This window comes from Dyella sp. (genome assembly GCF_035277725.1).
Classification (GTDB): domain Bacteria; phylum Pseudomonadota; class Gammaproteobacteria; order Xanthomonadales; family Rhodanobacteraceae; genus Dyella_B.
Window position 1 is genome coordinate 1 of sequence record NZ_DATEJY010000178.1, and the last position, 19,837, is coordinate 19,837.

Annotated in this window: 13 protein-coding genes and 1 pseudogene; 4 read left to right on the forward strand and 10 right to left on the reverse strand. The window is 60.9% G+C overall.

The genetic code is table 11. The features are described from left to right. The 6 genes and pseudogenes from VJR68_RS15580 to VJR68_RS15605 all read right to left on the reverse strand — a co-directional run. A partial coding sequence (locus VJR68_RS15580; RefSeq protein ID WP_324149169.1) for a CehA/McbA family metallohydrolase occupies positions 1–1,303 on the reverse strand: 1,303 nt, incomplete at its 3' end. Between the two features lie 249 nt (positions 1,304–1,552). Beyond that, entirely contained in the window at positions 1,553–4,351 is a 2,799-nt protein-coding gene (locus tag VJR68_RS15585; RefSeq protein ID WP_324149170.1) for a TonB-dependent receptor, read from the reverse strand. A gap of 312 nt (positions 4,352–4,663) precedes the next feature. After that, positions 4,664–5,770, reverse strand: coding sequence for a FecR family protein (locus VJR68_RS15590; protein WP_324149172.1), 1,107 nt, complete (start codon positions 5,768–5,770; stop codon positions 4,664–4,666). Beyond that, positions 5,763–6,287: pseudogene (locus VJR68_RS15595) on the reverse strand (RNA polymerase sigma factor); the annotation flags it as partial. The pseudogene VJR68_RS15595 and the gene VJR68_RS15590, both read right to left, overlap by 8 nt. A 154-nt stretch (positions 6,288–6,441) precedes the next feature. Next, positions 6,442–7,080 carry a TIGR02466 family protein gene (locus VJR68_RS15600; protein ID WP_324149174.1) on the reverse strand — a complete coding sequence of 213 codons (639 nt, stop codon included), beginning with the start codon at positions 7,078–7,080 and terminating at the stop codon, positions 6,442–6,444. Between the two features lie 102 nt (positions 7,081–7,182). Then, positions 7,183–7,530, reverse strand: coding sequence for a hypothetical protein (locus VJR68_RS15605; protein ID WP_324149176.1), 348 nt, complete (start codon positions 7,528–7,530; stop codon positions 7,183–7,185). 167 nt (positions 7,531–7,697) lie between these two features. Here VJR68_RS15605 and VJR68_RS15610 point away from each other — a divergent pair, with 167 nt between their 5' ends. The 3 genes from VJR68_RS15610 to VJR68_RS15620 all read left to right on the forward strand — a co-directional run bounded on the left by VJR68_RS15610 (position 7,698) and on the right by VJR68_RS15620 (position 12,182). Next, positions 7,698–8,618 (forward strand): M14 family metallocarboxypeptidase, encoded by a 921-nt coding sequence (locus VJR68_RS15610; RefSeq protein ID WP_324149178.1) that lies wholly within the window; start codon positions 7,698–7,700, stop codon positions 8,616–8,618. 117 nt (positions 8,619–8,735) lie between these two features. Then, a complete protein-coding gene (locus VJR68_RS15615; protein WP_324149180.1) occupies positions 8,736–9,158 on the forward strand; it encodes a response regulator in 423 nt (140 codons plus the stop codon). A gap of 72 nt (positions 9,159–9,230) precedes the next feature. Then, positions 9,231–12,182, forward strand: coding sequence for an ATP-binding protein (locus tag VJR68_RS15620; RefSeq protein ID WP_324149181.1), 2,952 nt, complete (start codon positions 9,231–9,233; stop codon positions 12,180–12,182). Positions 12,183–12,235: 53 nt separating this feature from the next. Here VJR68_RS15620 and VJR68_RS15625 read toward each other — a convergent pair whose 3' ends face one another. From VJR68_RS15625 to VJR68_RS15640, 4 genes are all read right to left on the reverse strand, one after another. Beyond that, positions 12,236–12,511 carry a type II toxin-antitoxin system HicB family antitoxin gene (locus VJR68_RS15625; RefSeq protein ID WP_324149183.1) on the reverse strand — a complete coding sequence of 92 codons (276 nt, stop codon included), beginning with the start codon at positions 12,509–12,511 and terminating at the stop codon, positions 12,236–12,238. Continuing rightward, complete coding sequence (locus tag VJR68_RS15630; RefSeq protein WP_324149184.1) at positions 12,508–12,651, reverse strand: hypothetical protein; 144 nt, start codon at positions 12,649–12,651, stop codon at positions 12,508–12,510. Before VJR68_RS15630 ends, VJR68_RS15625 begins: the two co-directional genes overlap by 4 nt. A gap of 160 nt (positions 12,652–12,811) precedes the next feature. Then, entirely contained in the window at positions 12,812–14,653 is a 1,842-nt protein-coding gene (locus VJR68_RS15635) for a peptide-N4-asparagine amidase (RefSeq protein ID WP_324149185.1), read from the reverse strand. Between the two features lie 394 nt (positions 14,654–15,047). After that, positions 15,048–16,646 (reverse strand): PAS domain-containing protein, encoded by a 1,599-nt coding sequence (locus VJR68_RS15640; protein ID WP_324149187.1) that lies wholly within the window; start codon positions 16,644–16,646, stop codon positions 15,048–15,050. 363 nt (positions 16,647–17,009) lie between these two features. On the opposite strand from VJR68_RS15640, the gene VJR68_RS15645 reads away from it, so the two are divergent. Beyond that, complete coding sequence (locus VJR68_RS15645; protein WP_324149190.1) at positions 17,010–19,688, forward strand: beta-mannosidase; 2,679 nt, start codon at positions 17,010–17,012, stop codon at positions 19,686–19,688. Positions 19,689–19,837: the final 149 nt, after the last annotated feature.

A 19,837-nucleotide genomic window follows, 5' to 3' on the forward strand; every position in this document is an offset into this window, starting at 1 on the left:
CCTTGCCGTCGACGATGACCTCTGCGCGGGCGCCCTCCGGTGCGCTGGCGGTGACGGTAAAGCGCAGGTTCTGACCGGCCGCTGTGCGGATCGCATCGCCCATTTCCGCCACTTGCGTGCCCGCGCTGGCGGTGAGGTTGAGCATGCGGTCGCGGGTACCCTGCACGTCGATAAAGACATGGCCGGCCCGGAGGCCGGCAAGAATGGCCGGCATGGAAAGCTCGCTCGCATGCACCACCGTGGTAGGCGTGCCGATCAGCGTGCCCGCCACCTGCCTGGCGTCGTGATTGTCGCTGCCGCCGACGCCGGTCAGCCGATAGCCCTGGTCGAGCAGATGCTGCCAGAACGGAATACCGGAATCGGGCAGCAGTGCATCCACGCCGTTCACCGCTTCGATCGCCTGCACCAGATGCATGTCGACCGATTTCGCCGGCGCCCAGCCGCAACCCATGCAGCTTTCGTCATCGGGGCGGATCGGGTGATTGATGGAAACCAGCCCGTGCAGTTGCGCCGCCGCGCGCAGCAGGCTGTTCCAATCCGGCACCGTCGCACTGCCGACGCGAAAATCCAACGGCTGGTCGGAACCGAACAGATTGGCGTGGCCGGTAAACGTGGTGATCTCGCGTGCCGGCATCAGCAACAGCTGATCGTAGTAAGGCTGCAGCTCGCGAATGTCGTTCGTTTGCGAAACCGTGTTGTGGTCGCTCAGCGCAATGAAGTCGAGCCCGCGTTTGAGCGCCGCATCGATGGTGAGAAACAACGGACACGGCACACGCTGACGGCCGCTCTGGCTGGTGCAACTGCCGTCGCTATGCGCGCCATGCATGTGCAGATCGCCGCGATACCAGCCGGCTTCATGCCGCAGCGGCGGATTCAACACGGCCGGCAGCCATGCCGGATCGCCGGGATGGCCGAACCACACCTTCGCCGTGTACTCGGCCGTCACGTTGGGACGAATGTTGGGCACGCCCAGCAGCAAGGTCCAACGGCCGGGACGAATCGCACCTGGCAGAAACGATGGCGTCGCATCGGTGCTGCTGATGGTGAAGAGCTTCTTGCTGCCACCGCTCCAGCCACGGAAGCCACCCTGTCCGCGAAAACCATCCGGACCAAGCATGCCCAGATCGATGGTGGTGCGTTGATCGCGTCCGCTGTAGTCGAACTCGACGGTGATGCGATTGACGTTGGCGGGGACGGTGAAGGGAACCGGATGGTAGGTGTGGTTTTCGCTGGGGTGGATCTGGCCTTTCAGCACCAGGTCGGGCGCATCGCCGTCTGCAAAAGCGGTGCAGGCGAGACACATGAGCAGGATCATCAGGGCCAGAAGTGGAAGAGAGTTTGGTGGAAACGCTTTCATGTTTTAGCTCTGCTTCGCAGGAGTGGCGCCAGCGTGATGCCTCATCCGTCATTCCGGCGAACGCCGGAATCCAGTGAAACATGGCGTGCGCAGCACACTACATAAAAAGGCTTTGTGTGCTTCGCACGTCGTATTCAACTGGATTCCGGCGTTCGCCGGAATGACGGGATCAAACATCACGCGAGGTGCCAACAATCAAAACCGATACATCACCGAGGCCCGGAACGACCGCCCCAGCAACGGCCGCGCAATGAACACCGTCGCGCCAGCATCGCTGCTCTTCAACTCGCCCGAACGCGGATTGCCTTCGGTCAAACCAAGCGAATTGTTGAGATTGTCCGCATACACGAAAAACGTGAGGTTCGGGGTCATCTGGTAGCGCGCGCTGAAACCGAGCGTGTAGTACTGCGGCAGCTCCACCGAGTTGGCGGTGTCGGAATAGCGCTTGCCTTCATACTCGTAGGTCAGCTGCAGACGCAGCTTGTTGTCGAGCAAGTTCACACCCGGCACCAGGCGCACGCTCTTGCGCGGCACGCGAATCAGCTGGTTGTCGTCGTAATCGAGCAGCACCGGCTGGCCGGCCTGGAGGGTGGTGTAGCGCAGGCCTTTGTAGCGCGGGTCCTGGAAGGTGGCGCTGTACTGCATGTCGAACCACTTGCAGGGATAGATCGTGCCTTCCAATTCCAGGCCGTAGGTTTCGGTATCCGCGTAACCCGTTTCCGCAGTGGAAGCGCCGGAGGTGGGATTGAACACGTAATTGCTGAAGCTGACGTTGTTGTAGCGGGTGTAGAAGAACGTTTCGTAGGTTTCGATATAGCGATTGGCGAACTTGTAGCCGATTTCCGGCAGCACCATCGTTTGCGTGATCGGCGTGGCTGTCGGCGTGGTGATGTAGGAACTCAGGTTGGGCAGACGGAAGGTGGAGGTATAGCGCGCGAACACGCCCTGCTGATCGCTGAATTGATAGTTCGCACCGATCGTCCAGCCCAGCTTGTTGAAGCTGTGATCGTAGTTGGCGTACTTCCCGCTACCGGTGAGGATGGCCGCACTCCATGGCGTACCCAGGTTCACCGTGGCCGGCAATTCGGTCCAGCCGCGCGTATCGACGCGTTCCCAGCGCGCACCGGCATCGATGCGCAACTTGTCGTTGACCTGCCACTCGTCCGAGGCATAGAACGCATCGGTGTCGGACGTGCCGTGCGCATGCGCCCATTCGTAGCCGTTGTTGTAGATGCCGTTGTCGGTGAGCGAGCCGATCGTCTGGCCGGCCGCATTCACCGCGACCAGGTTCAACAGCTTGGCGTTGTCCTGCGTATCCAGCAGCACGGTGGACGAATAACGGTCGAAGCTCTGGTTGAAATGCGCGTGGTAGTAGCCCAGCGTCACGTCATGCGTCTGGTCGCCGAATTCGAACTTGCGCAGCAGGCGCGTGTCGCTGGTCAGTTCGTCCATGGGCATGGTGATGCCGCGCAAGCCGCCGAGCATCACCAACCCATTGCCGTTCTGATTGGGGCCAAAGGCCGCGCCCGAATCCGCATATTGCAACTGCATGCCGGCGGCGTTGGGGTAGTACTGCTTCAAATGCGATTGCGCCGACGCGTAGAACGCGGCAGCCGTCTCGATCGAGTTCGGGTACACGCCATTGCGCTGCGTATTCGTGTCGCTGTAGCGCACGTTTTCGGACAGCTTCCAGTCGTCCCACAGGTTGTAGTCGAACTTCAACGTAAGCTGGGTGCGCTGCACGTCGGTGCCAAGCGAATTGTCGAAGTTGTAGTAGCTGCCGTTGCCCTGCTGCAGCTGCATGTGCTCGGTTTCGGGGCCAGCCACGGTGCCGTAATTGCCGTTGAAGCCGGGCACCGCGACCAGGTCGCCGCTCGGATTGCGATAGAGCGGAATGCCCAGATCGAAATAGACGCGATCATCCAGGCGCTTCACGTCCAGGCTGACATCGCCGTTCTGGAATTGCTTGGACAGCGTGGCGCGCAATTGCCCGCCGTTGTCGCCGTTGAAACCGGGATCGCGGATGTTGTGATCCACACGAAAAAAGCCACCGGTGCTGAATTTCCAGCCGTCGTCGAGCGGTGTGCCGAACCAGAAATCCAGGCGGCCCAGGCCGTAGTTGCCAGCGGTGTACTTGATCAATCCCTCAGCCATGTCCTCGACCTGGCGTGGAATGAAGTTGATCGCACCGGCCGGCGCGTTCGAATAGAAGATCGACGACGGACCGCCACGCACCACTTCGACGCGCTCGATCGTTTCGTCCAGCCGAAACGCCTGGTCGGCATTGAGATAGCCGAGTGCCGGATCGTGCTGCACGGGAATGCCGTCTTCAAGCAAATTCACGGAGCCGAAGCCATCGACCGGAATGCCGCGTGCACGGATGTTGCCGCTCGCTTCGCCGCCGGAGGCTTCCACCCAGAAACCCGGCACGGATTTCACCGCTTCGGCCACGCTGGTCGGCGCCTGCATGCGCAAGCGATCTTCGTCGATGGTGGTGATGGAATAGCTGGTTTGCGCACGCGTACGCACGTCCACGCCGGAGCGCGCGGTGACGACCACGCGTTCCAGGTCTTTGGCGGTTTTGTCGCTTTGCGCAGCAACGGGGCTGCTGTTGATGGGATCGGAGCCTGCACTACCGGCCGTCGCTACCGCAGCGGAGGCCGGATTGCCCGCATTGGTTGCCACGTTTCCCTGGATGATCGTCACCGTGTTGGGCGTTACGAAGCGATAGGTCAGTCCGGTGCCGGCCAGCAATTGGCGCAATTGCTGCTCCGGCGTGAGCCCCGCCTGCGCACCGGCGCTGCGAACGCTGTCGCCGATTTCCGAGCCATATACGATCTGCAGTCCCGCTTCGTGCGAAAAATTCTGCAGCGCCTTGGCCAACGGCATCGGCGCAATGGCGGTGGTGTGGGAAGTAGTGGCTTGCGCGAACGCAGCCAGGGGAACGCCTGTGCCGAGCACGAGGGCGATATGAAGCGCTAAACGGTTTCGCATGCGGACTGACCCTGGGAGGATGGCAACGGCAGGCGCTACGCATCTCGCGTTTATCGCCGGCCTATACCATTGAAGAGTCCCGCCACGCAAAACCGGGTACCTCCGATCGAATGAATTTTTTCTTACAGCCGCTCGGCTTTCGTGTCAGTTTAAGGATGCTCTGATTTATTCGGCGCAAGAGGGACCGGCCCTGTCTGCGTGCATATCACAGGGGCGTTGGCGAAGGCAGACTGGCTGGCTGTCGAGACAACGCACCGAGGAGATGCGCGCAGACAGGGCCGTTAACGCTGCGCGGAATAGATCAGAGCATCCTCAATGCACGGCCACCACGCGGATGCGGTCGGCATCGTGAATGATGCGCACATCCGGCAGGGTGGCCAGGTACGCCATGAACGCTTGCGGATTGTCTGCATGGAACACGCCGCTGATGCGTTTGCCGGCGATGGTCTGGTCATCGATTTCCAGCGGCGTGCTGGTGTAGGCGTTGAAGCGGCGCGCCACGTTGGCGATGGTCTCGTGGTGGAAACTGATATCGGTAGGCAGCCACGCCGAGGCCTCGGCAACCGCTATCGGACGCACCGTGCCGGTACCGGAAACGTCGAACGCGATTTGCATGCCGGCCGTCAGGTCCGCGACCGCCAGGCCAGGCAACGGCGGCTTGTTGTCTTGCGTAGAAGACGGTTCCGCATTGAGCACGCGCACGCGGCCGCTGATGACGGTGAAAGTATCGCCGTTGGTATCGCGTTTCACATCGAAGATCGTGCCGATGTCCTGCAGCACATGCCCGCCCACGTCGACGAACATCGGCCGCGTCGGATCCTTGCCCACGTCGAACAACACATGGCCGCTTTGCACGTCGATACGGCGGACATGGCTGTCGTAGTGCACGTCGATGCTGCTGTTGCGATCGAGCTGGACCAGCGTGCCGTCGGCAAGCGTCAGCGACTGCGTGGCCTGTGTGGCGCTGTACTGCTTTGCGAAAACGGCTTGGGGCGGTTGGTGTATCTGGATCGCGCGCCAATGCACGACACCCAGCCATGCCATGGCGATGCTGCCCGCACTGGCGACGGTGGCCAACGCATATTTGGCCAGGCGGTGGCGCGCCGGTGGCGATGGGCGTTCTTCGCGCATCACCTTTTCCATGTGCGGAAACATCACGATCGGGTTGTCGCGCCGCGCCTGTTCCACCAATTGCTCGGACGTCAGCTTTTGCAGCGCCGCCGCCGCCTTGATATCGCCATGCAGGCGCACTACCGCGAAATATTCGGCGATGTGCTTGGGCGATGCGCGCAACCATTCCAGGAACGCCACGCGCTGGCGCTCGCTCAGCGGTTCCTGCTGCTCGATGTACCAGGCTACCGCCTGTTCCGTAATGCGGCGCGCTTGTCGTGCCGCGTCGAAATGCGTCGATTCATTCATACTCGGCCATCCTCTGCCGGCACGCTGCCAGGCCCTTTACGATGTACTTCTTCACCATGTTCGTCGAGATCGACATGCGCTCGGCGATTTCGCGATACGACAACCCGTCGCGGTAATGCATGACCAGCACCGCCTTGCACTTGGGCGAAAGACGGTCGATCAAGGCGCTCAACTGCTGCTGGCGCGACTCGCTGTCCATGTCCGCTTCGAGATTGGTGGGCGCCACCAGCTGCTCCACCACCTGATCCAGTTCGTCGCTGCCCAACGGCTGCTGCGCGCGCAGCAAGGCGTGCTCCTTCACCAGGTTGGCGGCGACGGTAAACAGATACGCTTCGGGGCTGCGGATATTCGCGGCATCTGCGGGCTCGATGCGCAACAGGCGCAGGTACACCTCCTGCACCAGATCCTGCGCATCCCACCAATGCGCCACGCGCCGGAGGAAATAGTTGCTCAGCGTCGTGCGCTTTTCAGCGAACAACGCCGACCACGCTGCATGCTTTTCACGCATCGAACCCTCCTTCGACCGCGCTAGCCGACCGCGCTAGTCGAAGCAGGCTACGGCAAAACGCACAAGATTGCAGAGGCTAGGGGCCGATGGTGACGGTTTTGTGAACTACCCAAGGTATCGCCCGGCCTGCATCGCAACACACGTTCGCCGCTGATGAAAAACCTCAGGCCCGCAACGCATTGAACGGAATGCAAATCCGCACCGCGTCACTCTCATGCGGTTCCACAAAATGCTCCAGCCAATGCGGAAACAACACCAGCAATCCCGCCGAAGGCCGCAGCTGAATATCCTTGTACGCATTCGCGCCATTGCCCCTGGCGTAGGAATTCAACACACCCGCGCGCGGATCCTTGAACACCAGCGAACCCGATCCTTCCGGCACCTGCAAATAGAACGTGCCGCTCAGCAAGGCTCCTTCATGCATATGCTGGAAATTGAAACCGCCGCGGTCGTGGATATTCACCCACGACTGCAATTCGAACGCCGGCGAGCCCACACCCATCTCGTTGAATGCCTGCGCACAGTAATGCCGCACGGCCTGGCGCAGCTCGGCGAAAACGGGCTGTTCCAGTACGGCGTTATCGACACTGTTCCAGCCGCCGCGGTTGGTGCGCCCGGCCGGCACCGGCGCTGCGGCGCGCATGGCGAGAATCGCTTCCGCCCATGGGGCAAAATGCGGCGCCAAGGGTTTGAGCGGCACCTGCCAGATACGTGTGGGAAACAGATCGAAAGCCTGCGCCGGCATAAGCTTCGCCTGCGCAGAAATGCCCTCACCCATCGTTACGCCGTACACCTGACTCATATCTGCCCGCCATCCGACACCCAGGTAGGCTGGGATGATAATCCCAGCATCTGACATAACGAGGATGCTGGGATGTCATCCCGGCCTACGCTTGTCGCAACGCTAGCCCGGTATGGGCAGGCACTCCATGATCTCGATCGAGTCGCCCGGGAACAGCGTGAAATGGGGATGACCTTCAAACAGTTTAGCCGCCTGTTCATGCGATTCCGCCTGCACGACGGTAAAGCCGGTCAATTGATTCTTGATCTTCCCGATGCCGCGCTTGGACGCGCTTAGCGTCTTGCCGAGCGGCGCACCGACTTCAATAATTGCCTGCTGATTGGTTTCCACCCATTGCTTCCAGGCCGCGATGCCTGCTTTCTCGCGTTGTTGACGTTCCGTGTCGCTCAAGGCGTTCCAGTCGCCCATCGCCGCTTCGGTACCCATATAGACAGCCAAAAAGCGTTTCATAAGTTTGCTCCCGATTCGTTTGTGGGGTGACATCCGCAGGATTCGACGCCGGCGCAGCGCGGCGAGTCCTTAAAGGGTGACGAACGACGGAGCATCAAACCGACAACCTCCTCGGTGCGCTACATTACGCCGCTTCCGCCACAGCCCTCGCTACCCTGGAGCCAGCCATGACGATTCCCGCCTTTTATCCCATCGGCACATCCGGCACGCCGTGGGGCTCCGCCGAGATCGCCACGTGGCTGGCCAAGCAAACGCGCCACCGCAGCTACCAGCACGACGTATTGAGCGTGATCGATACGCTGCGTTCGCGTTACGACGTCTTGGAATACGGGCGCCTGGATTACCTGCCGGAGACGTTCCCGTTGATGGCGATCAAAGCCCGTCCATGGCGCAACGATTTGCCTTGCATGCTGGTAACGGGCGGCGTGCACGGCTACGAAACCAGCGGCGTGCATGGCGCGCTGCGCTTCGCGCAGGAACATGCCTCCGCCTACGAAGGCCGCGTCAATCTCGTCATTGCACCGTGCATCAGCCCCTGGGCGTATGAGCGCATTCATCGCTGGAATCCGCATGCCATCGATCCCAACCGCTCCTTCCGCGAAAACAGTCCGGCTGAAGAATCAGCCGCCTTGCTGCGCCTGGTGGCGGATGTTCGCGATCGCGTGCTGATGCATATCGATCTGCACGAAACCACCGACACTGACGAATCGGAGTTCCGCCCGGCACTCGCTGCCCGCGACGGCGTCGCGTACGAGCCAGGTGAAGTGCCCGATGGTTTCTACCTGGTGGATGACAGTGAGAATCCGCAACCCGAGTTCCAGCAAGCCGTGATCGAAGCGGTCGCAAAAATCACCCACATCGCGCCCGCCGACCGCAAAGGTGAAATCATCGGATCGCCCGTGGTGGCGCCCGGCATCATCCAATACCCGCTGCGCAAGCTGGGCCTTTGCGCGGGCATTACCTCGGCGCGCTACACCACCACGACCGAGGTTTACCCGGACAGTCCGCGCGCCACGCCAGAACAGTGCATTGCCGCACAGGTGGCAGCGGTTTGCGCGGCGATCGATTTTGCCTTGGCGCATGCTTGAAGCCGCTTGATCTTGCCCACGCACCGCGCGAGGATGACTGCCGCTGCGGCGCGTTTCACGGCTAGTTTGAACGCCGCTATCCAGCGGTAATGCATGGACTCGGCCAGGGGGTGCAGCATGAGCACAGATGCGCCGGATATTCTGCTGATCGACGACAGCCCTACGACAGCTGATCTGTTCAAGTACGCGCTGCAGCTCAACAAGTCGCAGGTGACCATGCAGGTCGTCTATGACGGCCAGGCCGCGCTGGATATGTTGTTCGACAACGAGCAAGCCGCTGCCACGCCACTGCCGCAGCTCATCCTGCTCGACATGCATCTGCCCCGGCTGGATGGGCTGGAAGTATTGACGCAGTTGCGCGCCAACGAGCGGACCAGGCAGGTAACGGTGCTTATCTACAGCGGATCGGACGCGCAGGAGGCGAAGGCGGAAGCCATGCGGCACGGCGCCAATGGCTATGTTTGCAAACCTGCCGGATTCAAGGATACCTGCGCCATGATCAAGCAGATCGAAGACGAGTGGCTGAAGCGCACCGATTGACGGGCATGGCTGCGGCTGCCTGAAAACCAGCGCGGCCTTTGGCCTATTCCTTTACGCATCATGGGACATGCGATGAGCCCTGAAGTATCCGCCGGTGCCTGGTCCAAGCTGTTCGCCGGTGAGGGCGAGATGCGCGCACTGATGCGCGCCACCAATTGGTCCCAGACCAAACTCGGCCCAGTCGAAACGTGGCCCAGCAGCTTGAAGACCATGCTTGGCGTGGTGCTGGGCAGCCGGTTTCCCATGATGATCTGGTGGGGACCCGAATTGCTGCAGCTGTACAACGATGCGTACCGCCCCATCCTGCGCCTGAAGCATCCCGCGTCGCTGGCGCAACCCGGCGCGCAATCGTGGGCTGAGGTATGGGATGAGGCAGGGCCCTTGGTGCGCAGCATCCAGGAAGGCCATCCCGCCACTTGGATGGAAGATTGGCAACTCTTCATCGACAGCGGCGACATGGCCGAGGAAACGTATTTCACGTCCTCGTACAGCGCGATTCCCGGTGACGACGGCAGCATTGCCGGCGTGTTGAACACGGTGCAGGAAACCACCGTCAAGGTGCAAAGCGAACGCCAGATCCGCATGCTGCACGATCTGGCCAGGCACGTTGCCGAAGCGAAATCCGAGCACGAAGCCTGCGACATCGCCGTCGATGTATTGGCTGCCAACGCGCTGGATCTACCGTTTGTGCTGGTGTACGGCGTGGACGAACAGGCGCAAGGCGCGACGCTGATCGCCGCGCGTGGCTGGAAGGACGCCGATGCGCAAACCATGCGCGCTCAAGTACCCATCGGTGATCAGGCCGATGCGCATGGCTGGCCCTTTGCAGCCGTCATGCAATCCGGACAGGAAGCGATCGTCGAGGATCTATCCGCTCGCTTCGGTCCAATGCCCATCGGACGCTGGAATGCGCGTGCGGACAAGGCGATCGTGCTGCCGCTGCACCACACCGGCCAGGCTGCCCCTTCGGGCTTTCTAGTGGCAGGCATCAGTCCGCATCGACGGTTGGACGAGCGCTATCACGCCTTCTTTCTCGCTACCGCCGACCAGCTGGCAAGCGCCATGGTCAAGGCGCGCGCAGTTCAAGAAGAAACATTGCGCGCCGAAGCGCTGGCCGAGATCGACCGCGCCAAGACCGCCTTTTTCAGCAACGTCAGCCACGAATTTCGCACACCGCTGACGCTCATCCTCGGCGCGGTCGAAAACGCGATCGCCAGCCATGCATCCTTGAACGGCGATGATTTGAAAGTCGTCCATCGAAACGGCATTCGCCTGCTGCGCCTGGTGAACAGCCTGCTCGACGTCACTCGCATCGATGCGGGCCGCCTTCCGCTGTCTTTCGTGCCTACCGATCTTTCCAGGCTGACGAGCGAACTGGCCAGCGCATTCCATTCGCTGATCGAACAAGCCGGCATGCGGCTCATCATCGACTGCCCGCCACTGCCGGAGCCGATCTACGTGGATCCGGCACATTGGGAAAAAGTAGTACTCAACCTGATCTCGAATGCCTTCAAGTTCACCTTGCACGGCGAGATCGAGGTCTCCTTGCATTGGCAGGACCGGCATGTCGAATTGCAGGTACGCGATACCGGCGTGGGCATCCCAGCGCATGAATTGCCACAGATCTTCAATCGCTTTCATCGGGTCGAGCAATCCCAAGGGCGTAGCTTCGAAGGAACCGGCATCGGCTTGGCGCTGGTGCAAGACCTGGTCAAGTTGCATGGTGGGAGCGTACGTGTGTCCAGCGTCGAACAGGAAGGCACGACGTTCTTCGTTACCCTTCCCGCGGGTACCGACCATTTGCCAACCACGCAAATCACTCATGAGCAAGCGGCACCTGCGCAGCCGTCCAGGGCGCCGGCCTTGGCGTTGGAGGCGGCGCAATGGGATCGCCACGATGCCAGCGACACGCCTTCCGTTTCCCACTCCAGCACAACAGGTCACGCGCCTCTCGCAACCGGCCGCATCCTGCTTGCCGATGACAGCAACGACATGCGCGAATATCTGCTCCGGCTGCTGCGCCCACATTGGGAGGTGGAAGCGGTGGTCGATGGGCAGGCGGCGTTGGAAAGCGCATTGCGCAATCCGCCGGACCTGATACTCAGCGACGTCATGATGCCGCGCATGAACGGCATTGCCCTGCTACGCGCGCTGCGTGCGGAGAGCCGGACCAGCACCATTCCCGTGATCCTCCTCTCTGCGCGTGCCGGCGAGGAAGCGGTGCTGGAAGGGCTGGACGTCGGCGCCGATGATTACCTGGCCAAGCCATTCGCCATACCGGAACTCATCGCGCGCGTACGCACGCACCTGACCATGGCTGCCGCACGCAATGCCTTGAATGCGGAACTCGCGCGCAACAACCAGGAGTTGGAGGCTTTCAGCCATTCCGCCGCGCACGACCTGCGTGCACCGTTGCGCACCATCGACGGCTTCGCAAGCATCCTGCTCATGCAGAAGAGGGAGATGCTCGATGCGGAGGCCAGAGAACATCTGGAGCGCGTGCTCCACGCCGCCGACACCATGCGGCAAATGATCGACGATCTGCTGATGCTGGCGCACGTAGGGCGTGCGGAACTGCGCCGAGACCCTGTCGACCTGAGCGGCCTCGCGCAAGAATCCGTCGGCATGCTGCAACGCCAGGAACCCGCGCGGCAGATCCACATCGACGTCTTGCCCGGACTGGCCACCCACGGCGACCCCGGTCTGCTCCGCGTGGCGCTCGACAACCTGATCGGCAACGCCTGGAAATACAGCAGCAAGCGCGCGCAACCCAGGATCGAATTCGGCGCAATGAAAACCCACGGCGAACTGGCCTATTACGTGCGCGACAACGGCGCCGGCTTCAACATGACCTACGCCGACAAACTGTTCACCGCCTTCCAGCGCCTGCACAGCGAAGACCAATTCCCCGGCACCGGCATCGGCCTCGCCACCGTGCATCGCATCGTCAGCCGGCATGGCGGAAAAATCTGGGCGGATGCCGCGGAAGATAAAGGGGCGACGTTCTATTTCACGTTGCCGTAGCGTAGGTTCGCGTTATGCAGCCTTGCCACGTATGACTTGGAGCGCCGTGCGCGTCATGAACCAGATCGCGTTTCGCCTGGATGATTGGACTCGTAGGCATCGATCTTCGAAAGCAACTTGCGCGGCACGATGATGTTGATTTTCTCAGCCTTGCCTTCGTACTTGGATGTATCGAAGTCCACGACAGCCCAAATGCCGCCTGCGTAACATGCGACGACATGCGCCTCATGATGACATGCGGCCCCGTCGCTCGCTTCGTTCGCACCCCACCCTAACCCCAATGCTCCGAACTTAAGGATTTTCAACCGCTGGAAACTCTTGTTCGTCATTCCAGCGAAAGCTGGACGTAGCGCGAAGCGCGCAGAACGTCCGAATGGACGGCCCCGAAGGGGTGAGCGAAGCGAATCATCCAGTGCCTTTCAACCCAAAGTCGCTGGATTCCTCGCTCCTCAAAGCCGAGCACATCCATGTGCTCTCCCCGCGTACCAGCTTTCGCTGGAATGACGGGTTTGGGTTCTGTAGCGACTGGAAGAACCTTAAGTTCGAAGCATTGCCGCTAGGGCCCCTCAGTACAAAGCCGCCCAGGTGGACGGCTTTGTTCACTTCACTACGTCATAGCTATATGACTTTTATGGCCACCAGCTGCTGCCAGGTGCGCCATCCGGATGCGCATACCAGGCCACCTGGTTCTGATTGCCTGGGCAACCTTGGCCTTTGCTGAGCGCGGTGATCGAGCCCTGGCTGGAGGCCATGCCAGCGCGATAGCAGCTGCCGAGGTTGTCCTTGTAGTCGCGCGAGGTGGTGCTTTCCCACACCGGGTTGGAGGTGTTCTGGCCGCCCGTGCGCAGAGAGCTGAATGCGCTTTGCATGTGCGTCATGTAATGACCCAATGACGGTAGGTAATGATCGCCATCGACCACTTCCTGCTGCGTGACCGCCACCTTGTCGCAAAACGGAACATCACCCTCGCTGTCGCCATAGTCGATGATCTGCGCAAAGGTGTGATAGGTCAGATGCAGCGGATAGCGCACGCGCGTCCTGTCCCAGCTGAGCACGTAGTTGCCAAGCTTGCGGATGCTGGTTTGTTGCACCGTGCTGGTCAACCAGATGTTCTGGTCGTACAGCTCGTTGGACGACGTGTTGTAAACCAGCGGATTGCTATTGAGATCGAATGCCTGCGTATTGCTGAACTGGCTGGTCTGATGAACCACCGTATCGATGCGCCCCTCCGAGGTGATGACGAAGCCGCGGATCTCGAAATTGCGCTGCTGGTTCGTGACGATGTCGCCTGTAATGGCTCCGCCGTTCTGTTGCAGCGTATTGGTGATGATGGGAGCGCCGCTCTGCGTGGCCAAGGTATTGAGCGTCACGGCACCCGTTACGCCGATGGCACCCGGATCGAGATAAAGCAGCAGCGTGGCGCCGCCGTTGCCGAGGTTGTCGTCCGCCGTGACGTTGTGCGTACCGGGTGTGCTCAAGACACCGGCAAACGGCGTCAGGTCAACGCGGAAGGGCTTGAAATTGAGCATTTCCGGCGTCGTGATCGGCTTGTTCGCACTGTTGGGCAACAGCCAGTTCAAATCCGCCACGACATAAGGAAACGCAGGGGCAATGCCAGCCGGCGTTCCGTCCACGCTGACCTTCACCTCCAGGAAGCTGCCTTCGCTGCAACCTTGTATCGGCGGGAAGATGGTCGCCCACGGAAGACCGCCGATGCCATTGGTGGAAGCAACAGCGTTGCCGATCGCACCGCTGATGGGATCGTTGCCGTAGCAGGTAAACCAGTCATAGCCATCATTGCTCGTACTTTGGTAGCTGTTCTGGTAATCCGGCTGGACATCCAGATACGCCCGCTCGATGTTGGTCGGCAAAAACGTTGGCGAGCTTTGATTGACGCCGATGACCACGTCCGGCACCCGCGGGACCGGATACGTGGCAGTAGCCGGATAGAACAGAAGCGTTGCATTGCCGGTGAATGCGTAGCTGTCGATCTCATCGTCGGCCTCTCCATCCTGCGCGCTCCAGATGAGGCCCGATTGCGGTTGGATGAACAGCTTGCTGTAGTCGGTCAGATCGCGCTCGACATGCCAGTTAGTGGTGCCGTCGTAACGCGGTACCGCGCCGTGAAACAAGCGCACATTGTTCAAGTCCATGCCAAGCGTATCCACGACCGAGCGCCGATTGGCTTGAATATCCACTTTCAGAATCACTTTCGACCACGGCGGCGGGCAGGCCGTGGGCGGCGTGTAGCTGACGGTGGGATCGTTGGGCGCGCTCACGCGTATCTGCGGCCATGAACGATTGTGGAGCAGTTCGACTTCGCATGGCTGTTCAGCGGGATGCGGCACCGGCGGATCGATCGATGCGATCTCTCCAGGCATGGCCATGGCAACACCGGACGGCATGGATAGAAAAGCGAAAACGAAGGGCACCGCCGCCGCAAGGCGACGTGCCACGCGCATAGCTCTCATGATGGGGTTCCTCCCTCAGTTCCCCCTGCGCGCGCGATCCTATGTTGCATGCGATGAAAATTTGGTGTGTTGCGCTAGTGCAAATGTCGTTCCATGCGGATGATGGAGTGACAGCATTGCATGGCTTTCTTTCTGAGCGGCCGCAGTCGCAGGTTGCGATGAAATCCAAGCTGTTTTTTGGCACCGATGCTGGGATTGCATCCCAGCCTACGCTGGCTTTGCAAGCGACAGTTAGGCGACATTTTCGAACGTCGCCGGTGCAATCGCGTAGGCTGGGTTAGCGCGGCATAACCCAGCAAACTCGCGGGGGGAAACGCTAGCAGGTTGAGAGCGTACGCCGGGGCGACGGATCAGAAAGTGGCATGCACTTTCATCGCAACCTGATCACGCGTAGTCAGCATCCGGCTCGACCCACATCCGACACCCGCTGATACAACAACTCGCGCAATCTGCACGCCAGATCGGTATGCCGATACGGTTTGCTCAGCACGGGAAATTCCAGGTCTTCCTTGTCGTCGAGTTGGGCGTAGCCGGTAACCAGCAATACTTTGAGGCGAGGCTGCTCTTGGGTTGCGATGCGTGCCAGTGCGATGCCATCCATGGAGCCCGGCATGATCACGTCGGAAAGCAGCAGTTCGTAGCCGCCGTTCTGCTTGAGCATTTGCAGGGCGGAATCCGCCTCGTTGGCAACGCTTACCTGGTAGCCGAGCAGTTCCAGCATTTGCTTGGTGGTGGCGGCGACGTCGCTGCGGTCTTCCACCAGCAGAATGCGCGGCTGCGTGGAGTGCGGGCTTTCGCTGGCTTGCTCCTGCCGGGGCGCCTCGGTATAGGGCAACAGCAAATGGATGGAGGTGCCGAGACCTTCCTTGCTTTCCACATACAACGTGCCGCCGGACTGCTTCGCAAAACCGTATGCCACCGAGAGACCCAGGCCTGTGCCCTTGCCTTCGGTCTTGGTGGTAAAGAACGGATCGAGCACGCGGTTGACGATGTCGTGTGGAATGCCGGGGCCGTTGTCGGCGATGACGATCTCCACGTAGCGTCCTGGCTCGAGGTTGCGCCGCGCGGCTTCCAGGCGTGTCAGGTCGCGGTTGAACGTGCTGATGTCCAATCGCTGGTCCGCGGCCCCTTTCATCGCGTCGCGCGCATTGATCGCGATGTTGATGATGATCGGCTCCGTCTGCGCAGGATCGGCGGTGCAGTGCCATAGCTGCGGCTGCAGATGCAGGCTTACCTGGATCTGCTCGCCCAGCGCCTGCGTAAGTACGCTGCTCAAGCGTTGCAGCAGATCGTTGATATCGATGGGCTTGGCGGCAAAGGTTTGCCGCCTGGCAAACACCATCAGTTGCTTGGTGAGCACGCCGGCACGATCCACCGCGCGGCGGCAGGTTTCGATGGTGCGTGTGGTGCGGCGGGCAATGTCCTCGTTGCTGGCGACGCTGATTTCGATCATTTCCAGCGACGTCTGGATCACCTGCAACAGATTGTTGTAATCGTGCGCGACGCCGCCGGTGAGTTTGCCGAGTGCTTCCAGCCGCATGGCCTGCTGCAAGGCTTCCTCGGTTTCCTTGCGTTGCGAGATATCGCGCTGGTAGCCGAAGTAATACGCCACTTGTCCGGTGTCGTCGCAAACAGGGCAGATGTACAGCAGGTTCCAGAACGTGCTGCCGTCCTTGCGGTAATTGAGCAACTCGACGGACACCTCCCGCGGCTCCTGCAAGGCCTCTGCAATTTCGTGCACTACGTCCTTGCTGGTGTCGCTTCCTTGCAGAAACCGGCAATTGCGCCCGAGCACTTCCTCGCGCGCATAACCGGTCATGTGCAAGAAGGCGTCGTTGGCGTAGAGGATGGCCTGTGCCGGTGTGGCGTCAGTCACGATGATGCCAACGCTGCTGGCCTCGATACCTTTGGCCAAGGTGGCGGTATCGACGGATGGGCTGGCGGGAAACGGCATTCCTGGCACGCTGCTTTGCAGACCTGCGCGCGGGTTCATAAGCGCCTCCTGGTCGAGTTCTTTCTACTACCGGCAACATCGTGGCTGCGTGAAGAAGCACCAGACTTTTTCATGACGGCATGTGGACGAAATTTCCCGTGCGTGCCACTGCGCGTGGCATAAGATTCACAGTGACACGACGGCCACTGAAGACATGTGTCGGAAGTCCTGGCTTTGCTGCCCAGGGAAACTTCGGGCGGTGTTGCCCGATGCCAGCGCATGTCTGGCTATTGCACCGCGGCATGCGCGGCGCCCTAGGCAACTGCTAGGGTTGTTTGATATAGATCGATTTAAATGGGGTGCGCAAGACGGCGCCAGCCGCCGCCGCGCAACGGGTATCCACGCAACTCACGGCTGAACAGCATGCTTCAATCCATCCGCTTGTCCGCAGGCGCATCACGGCCTTTCTCGAAAATCGCCCTGCTGTCACTGCTGTGGCTGCCGCTGGCAACCTGCAACGTCAGCGCGCAAACCACCTCGCAGAACCTGGACAACGGCTGGCACTTCCGCCTGCTGGAAGGCAATGCGCAGGCGAAGGACCACCACGACGCCACGCGCTGGCACAGCGCCAGCGTGCCGGGCACGGTGCAGACCGACTTGATGGCGGTGAAGCTGCTGCCCGATCCGTACTATCGCGACAACGAGGCGCGCGTGCAGTGGGTGGGGCTGAGCGACTGGCAATACCAGACCAGCTTCAACGTCGACCAGGCCACGCTCGCACGCGATCACGTGGAGCTGGTGTTCGACGGCCTGGATACCTTCGCCGACGTCTATCTCAATGGAAAGAAGCTGACCTCGGCGGACAACATGTTCCGCCGCTGGCGCGTGCCGGTGAAATCCGCCTTGCACGCAGGCAGCAATACCTTGGAAGTGCGGCTGTACTCGCCGATCAAGCGATTGCTGCCGTGGCTGCTCAAGCAACCGTACGCGCTGCCGGGCGAGTTCGATTCCGCTTTCGGCGACGAACCCAAGGGCAAGCAGACCGCCAACTATGTGCGCAAGGCGGCCTATCAATACGGTTGGGACTGGGGCCCTCGCATCGTTACCGAAGGCATCTGGCAGCCGGTGCATCTGGACAGCTGGAATGCGCTGCGCGTGGGTGGCTTCCACGTGCAACAGAATTATGTAAGTGCCGAGGCAGCGCAGATCGCGGCACAGTTCGAGGTACTTGCCGATACCAGCAAGACCGTGCACGTCAGTGTGGATGCGCTCGGCCCGGATGGACAGGTGGCCGCGCACGTGGAGCAGGACGTCACCGTCGATCCCGGCAGCAATACGGTAAGCGTGCCGTTGCGCATCGCCCATCCCAAGCGCTGGTATCCGGCGGGTTACGGCGCGCAGGACATGTATACGTTCAAGGCCAGCCTGCGTGATGGCGGCACCGAGCTATACAGCGTGCAGCGAGCCACCGGCCTGCGCACGATCGAGTTGCGCCGCGAAAAAGATGCCTGGGGCAAGAGCTTCGCCTTCGTGGTCAACGGCATTCCGGTGTTCGCCAAAGGCGCGGACATGATTCCCTTCGACAGCTTTCCGCCGCGTGCCACCAACGCGCAAATGGAACGCGTGCTGCAATCCGCACGCGATGCCAACATGAATGCGGTGCGCATCTGGGGCGGTGGCTACTACATGCCGGATGCGTTCTATGAAATGACCGACCGCCTCGGCCTGATGGTGTGGCAGGACTTCATGTTCGGCGGTGCGATTCCGCCGAGCGACGTCGCCTTCGTCGAGAACACGAAACAGGAAGCCATCGAGCAAGTGAAGCGCCTGCGCGATCATCCCAGCATCGTGCTCTGGTGCGGCAACAATGAAGTGCAGACCGGCTGGGATGGCTGGGGCGATCGCCTGGCGCTGAAGAAGGCCATCTCGGGTGACGAGCGCGAGAAGCTGGTGACCGGCATGGTCAACTTGTTCAGCAACACGCTGCGCAACGTGGTCACCCAATACGATCCCAGCGTGCCGTACTGGGCCAGCTCGCCCAGCACCGACTACGACGGCCCGGCAAACGTGCTGGATGACGGCGATTACCACTACTGGAACGTGTGGTCAGGTGACGCCAAGCCGGTGACGGAATATCTCAACGTCACGCCGCGCTTTCAATCCGAATACGGCCTGCAGTCCTTCCCGGAGATGCGCACCATTCGCGCCTTCACGCAGGCGGGCGATCTGCAACCGGAATCGCCGGTGATGCGCGCGCATCAGAAATTCGACAGCGGCAACGGCAACAAGCGCCTGCTGTTGTACATCACGCGCAGCTATGGCGATCCGAAGGATTTCGAATCGTTCGTGTATCTGAGCCAGGTGATGCAGGCCGAAGGTATCCAGCTGGCCGCTGAGCATCTGCGCGCCTCGCGTCCGCAGGCGATGGGTTCCATGTATTGGCAGCTCAATGATGTATGGCCGGGTGCGTCGTGGGCCAGCATCGATTATTTCGGCCGCTGGAAGGCGCTGCAGTTCCACGCCAGGCGGTTCTACGCGCCGCTGCTGATCGCCGCGTTGCGCAACAACGGCACCACGACGGTATCGCTCGTTTCCGACAACACCTCGCCCACTACACTGCATTGGCGCATGCGCACGCTGGATTTCGCCGGCAAGGTGCTGAGCACGCATGACGAAGACGCGAATGTCGCGGCACTGAGCAGCACCAAGGTGGCGACGTATACGGATGCGCAACTGCTCAATGGCGCCGATCCGCATGCCACGTTCGCGGTGTTCGAGCTGCTGGATGGCGACAAGGTGGTATCGCGCAACCTGGTGTTCTTCGATGAAGCCAAGACGCTGGCGCTGCCCGCGCCGCAGATCCACACCTTGCTGGCCGCAGCTGCGGACGGCTATACGCTGACCCTGTCGAGCGACACGCTGGCGCGCGATGTGTGGGTGTCGTTTGGCGATCTGGATGCGGATGTGTCGGATAACGCGTTCAACGTATTGCCGGGACAGAGCGTGACGTTGACGGTGCACAGCAAGGCGGGGCTGGAGAAGCTGCAGCATGCGTTGCGGGTACAGGATCTGGCGGGTGTGATGAAAGCCGCCAATAAATAGCTTGGTTGTCGCGACACATTTTGCTCGTCATTCCGGCGAAGGCCGGAATCCAGTCCAAATATGTCGTGCGCAGCACTCAACATAAAAAAATGTCGTGTCCTTCGGACGCATATTCAAACTGGATTCCGGCCTTCGCCGGAATGACGGTT

What these genes read in the sequence shown, in the direction of transcription:
- VJR68_RS15620 (WP_324149181.1), top strand. Translation starts at nt 9,231, where the DNA reads ATGAGCCCTGAAGTATCCGCCGGTGCCTGGTCCAAGCTGTTCGCCGGT.
- VJR68_RS15635 (WP_324149185.1), bottom strand. Translation starts at nt 14,653, where the DNA reads ATGAGAGCTATGCGCGTGGCACGTCGCCTTGCGGCGGCGGTGCCCTTC.
- VJR68_RS15630 (WP_324149184.1), bottom strand. Translation starts at nt 12,651, where the DNA reads ATGGATGTGCTCGGCTTTGAGGAGCGAGGAATCCAGCGACTTTGGGTT.
- VJR68_RS15625 (WP_324149183.1), bottom strand. Translation starts at nt 12,511, where the DNA reads ATGACGAACAAGAGTTTCCAGCGGTTGAAAATCCTTAAGTTCGGAGCA.
- VJR68_RS15600 (WP_324149174.1), bottom strand. Translation starts at nt 7,080, where the DNA reads ATGAGTCAGGTGTACGGCGTAACGATGGGTGAGGGCATTTCTGCGCAG.
- VJR68_RS15645 (WP_324149190.1), top strand. Translation starts at nt 17,010, where the DNA reads ATGCTTCAATCCATCCGCTTGTCCGCAGGCGCATCACGGCCTTTCTCG.
- VJR68_RS15605 (WP_324149176.1), bottom strand. Translation starts at nt 7,530, where the DNA reads ATGAAACGCTTTTTGGCTGTCTATATGGGTACCGAAGCGGCGATGGGC.
- VJR68_RS15615 (WP_324149180.1), top strand. Translation starts at nt 8,736, where the DNA reads ATGAGCACAGATGCGCCGGATATTCTGCTGATCGACGACAGCCCTACG.
- VJR68_RS15640 (WP_324149187.1), bottom strand. Translation starts at nt 16,646, where the DNA reads ATGAACCCGCGCGCAGGTCTGCAAAGCAGCGTGCCAGGAATGCCGTTT.
- VJR68_RS15585 (WP_324149170.1), bottom strand. Translation starts at nt 4,351, where the DNA reads ATGCGAAACCGTTTAGCGCTTCATATCGCCCTCGTGCTCGGCACAGGC.
- VJR68_RS15590 (WP_324149172.1), bottom strand. Translation starts at nt 5,770, where the DNA reads ATGAATGAATCGACGCATTTCGACGCGGCACGACAAGCGCGCCGCATT.
- VJR68_RS15610 (WP_324149178.1), top strand. Translation starts at nt 7,698, where the DNA reads ATGACGATTCCCGCCTTTTATCCCATCGGCACATCCGGCACGCCGTGG.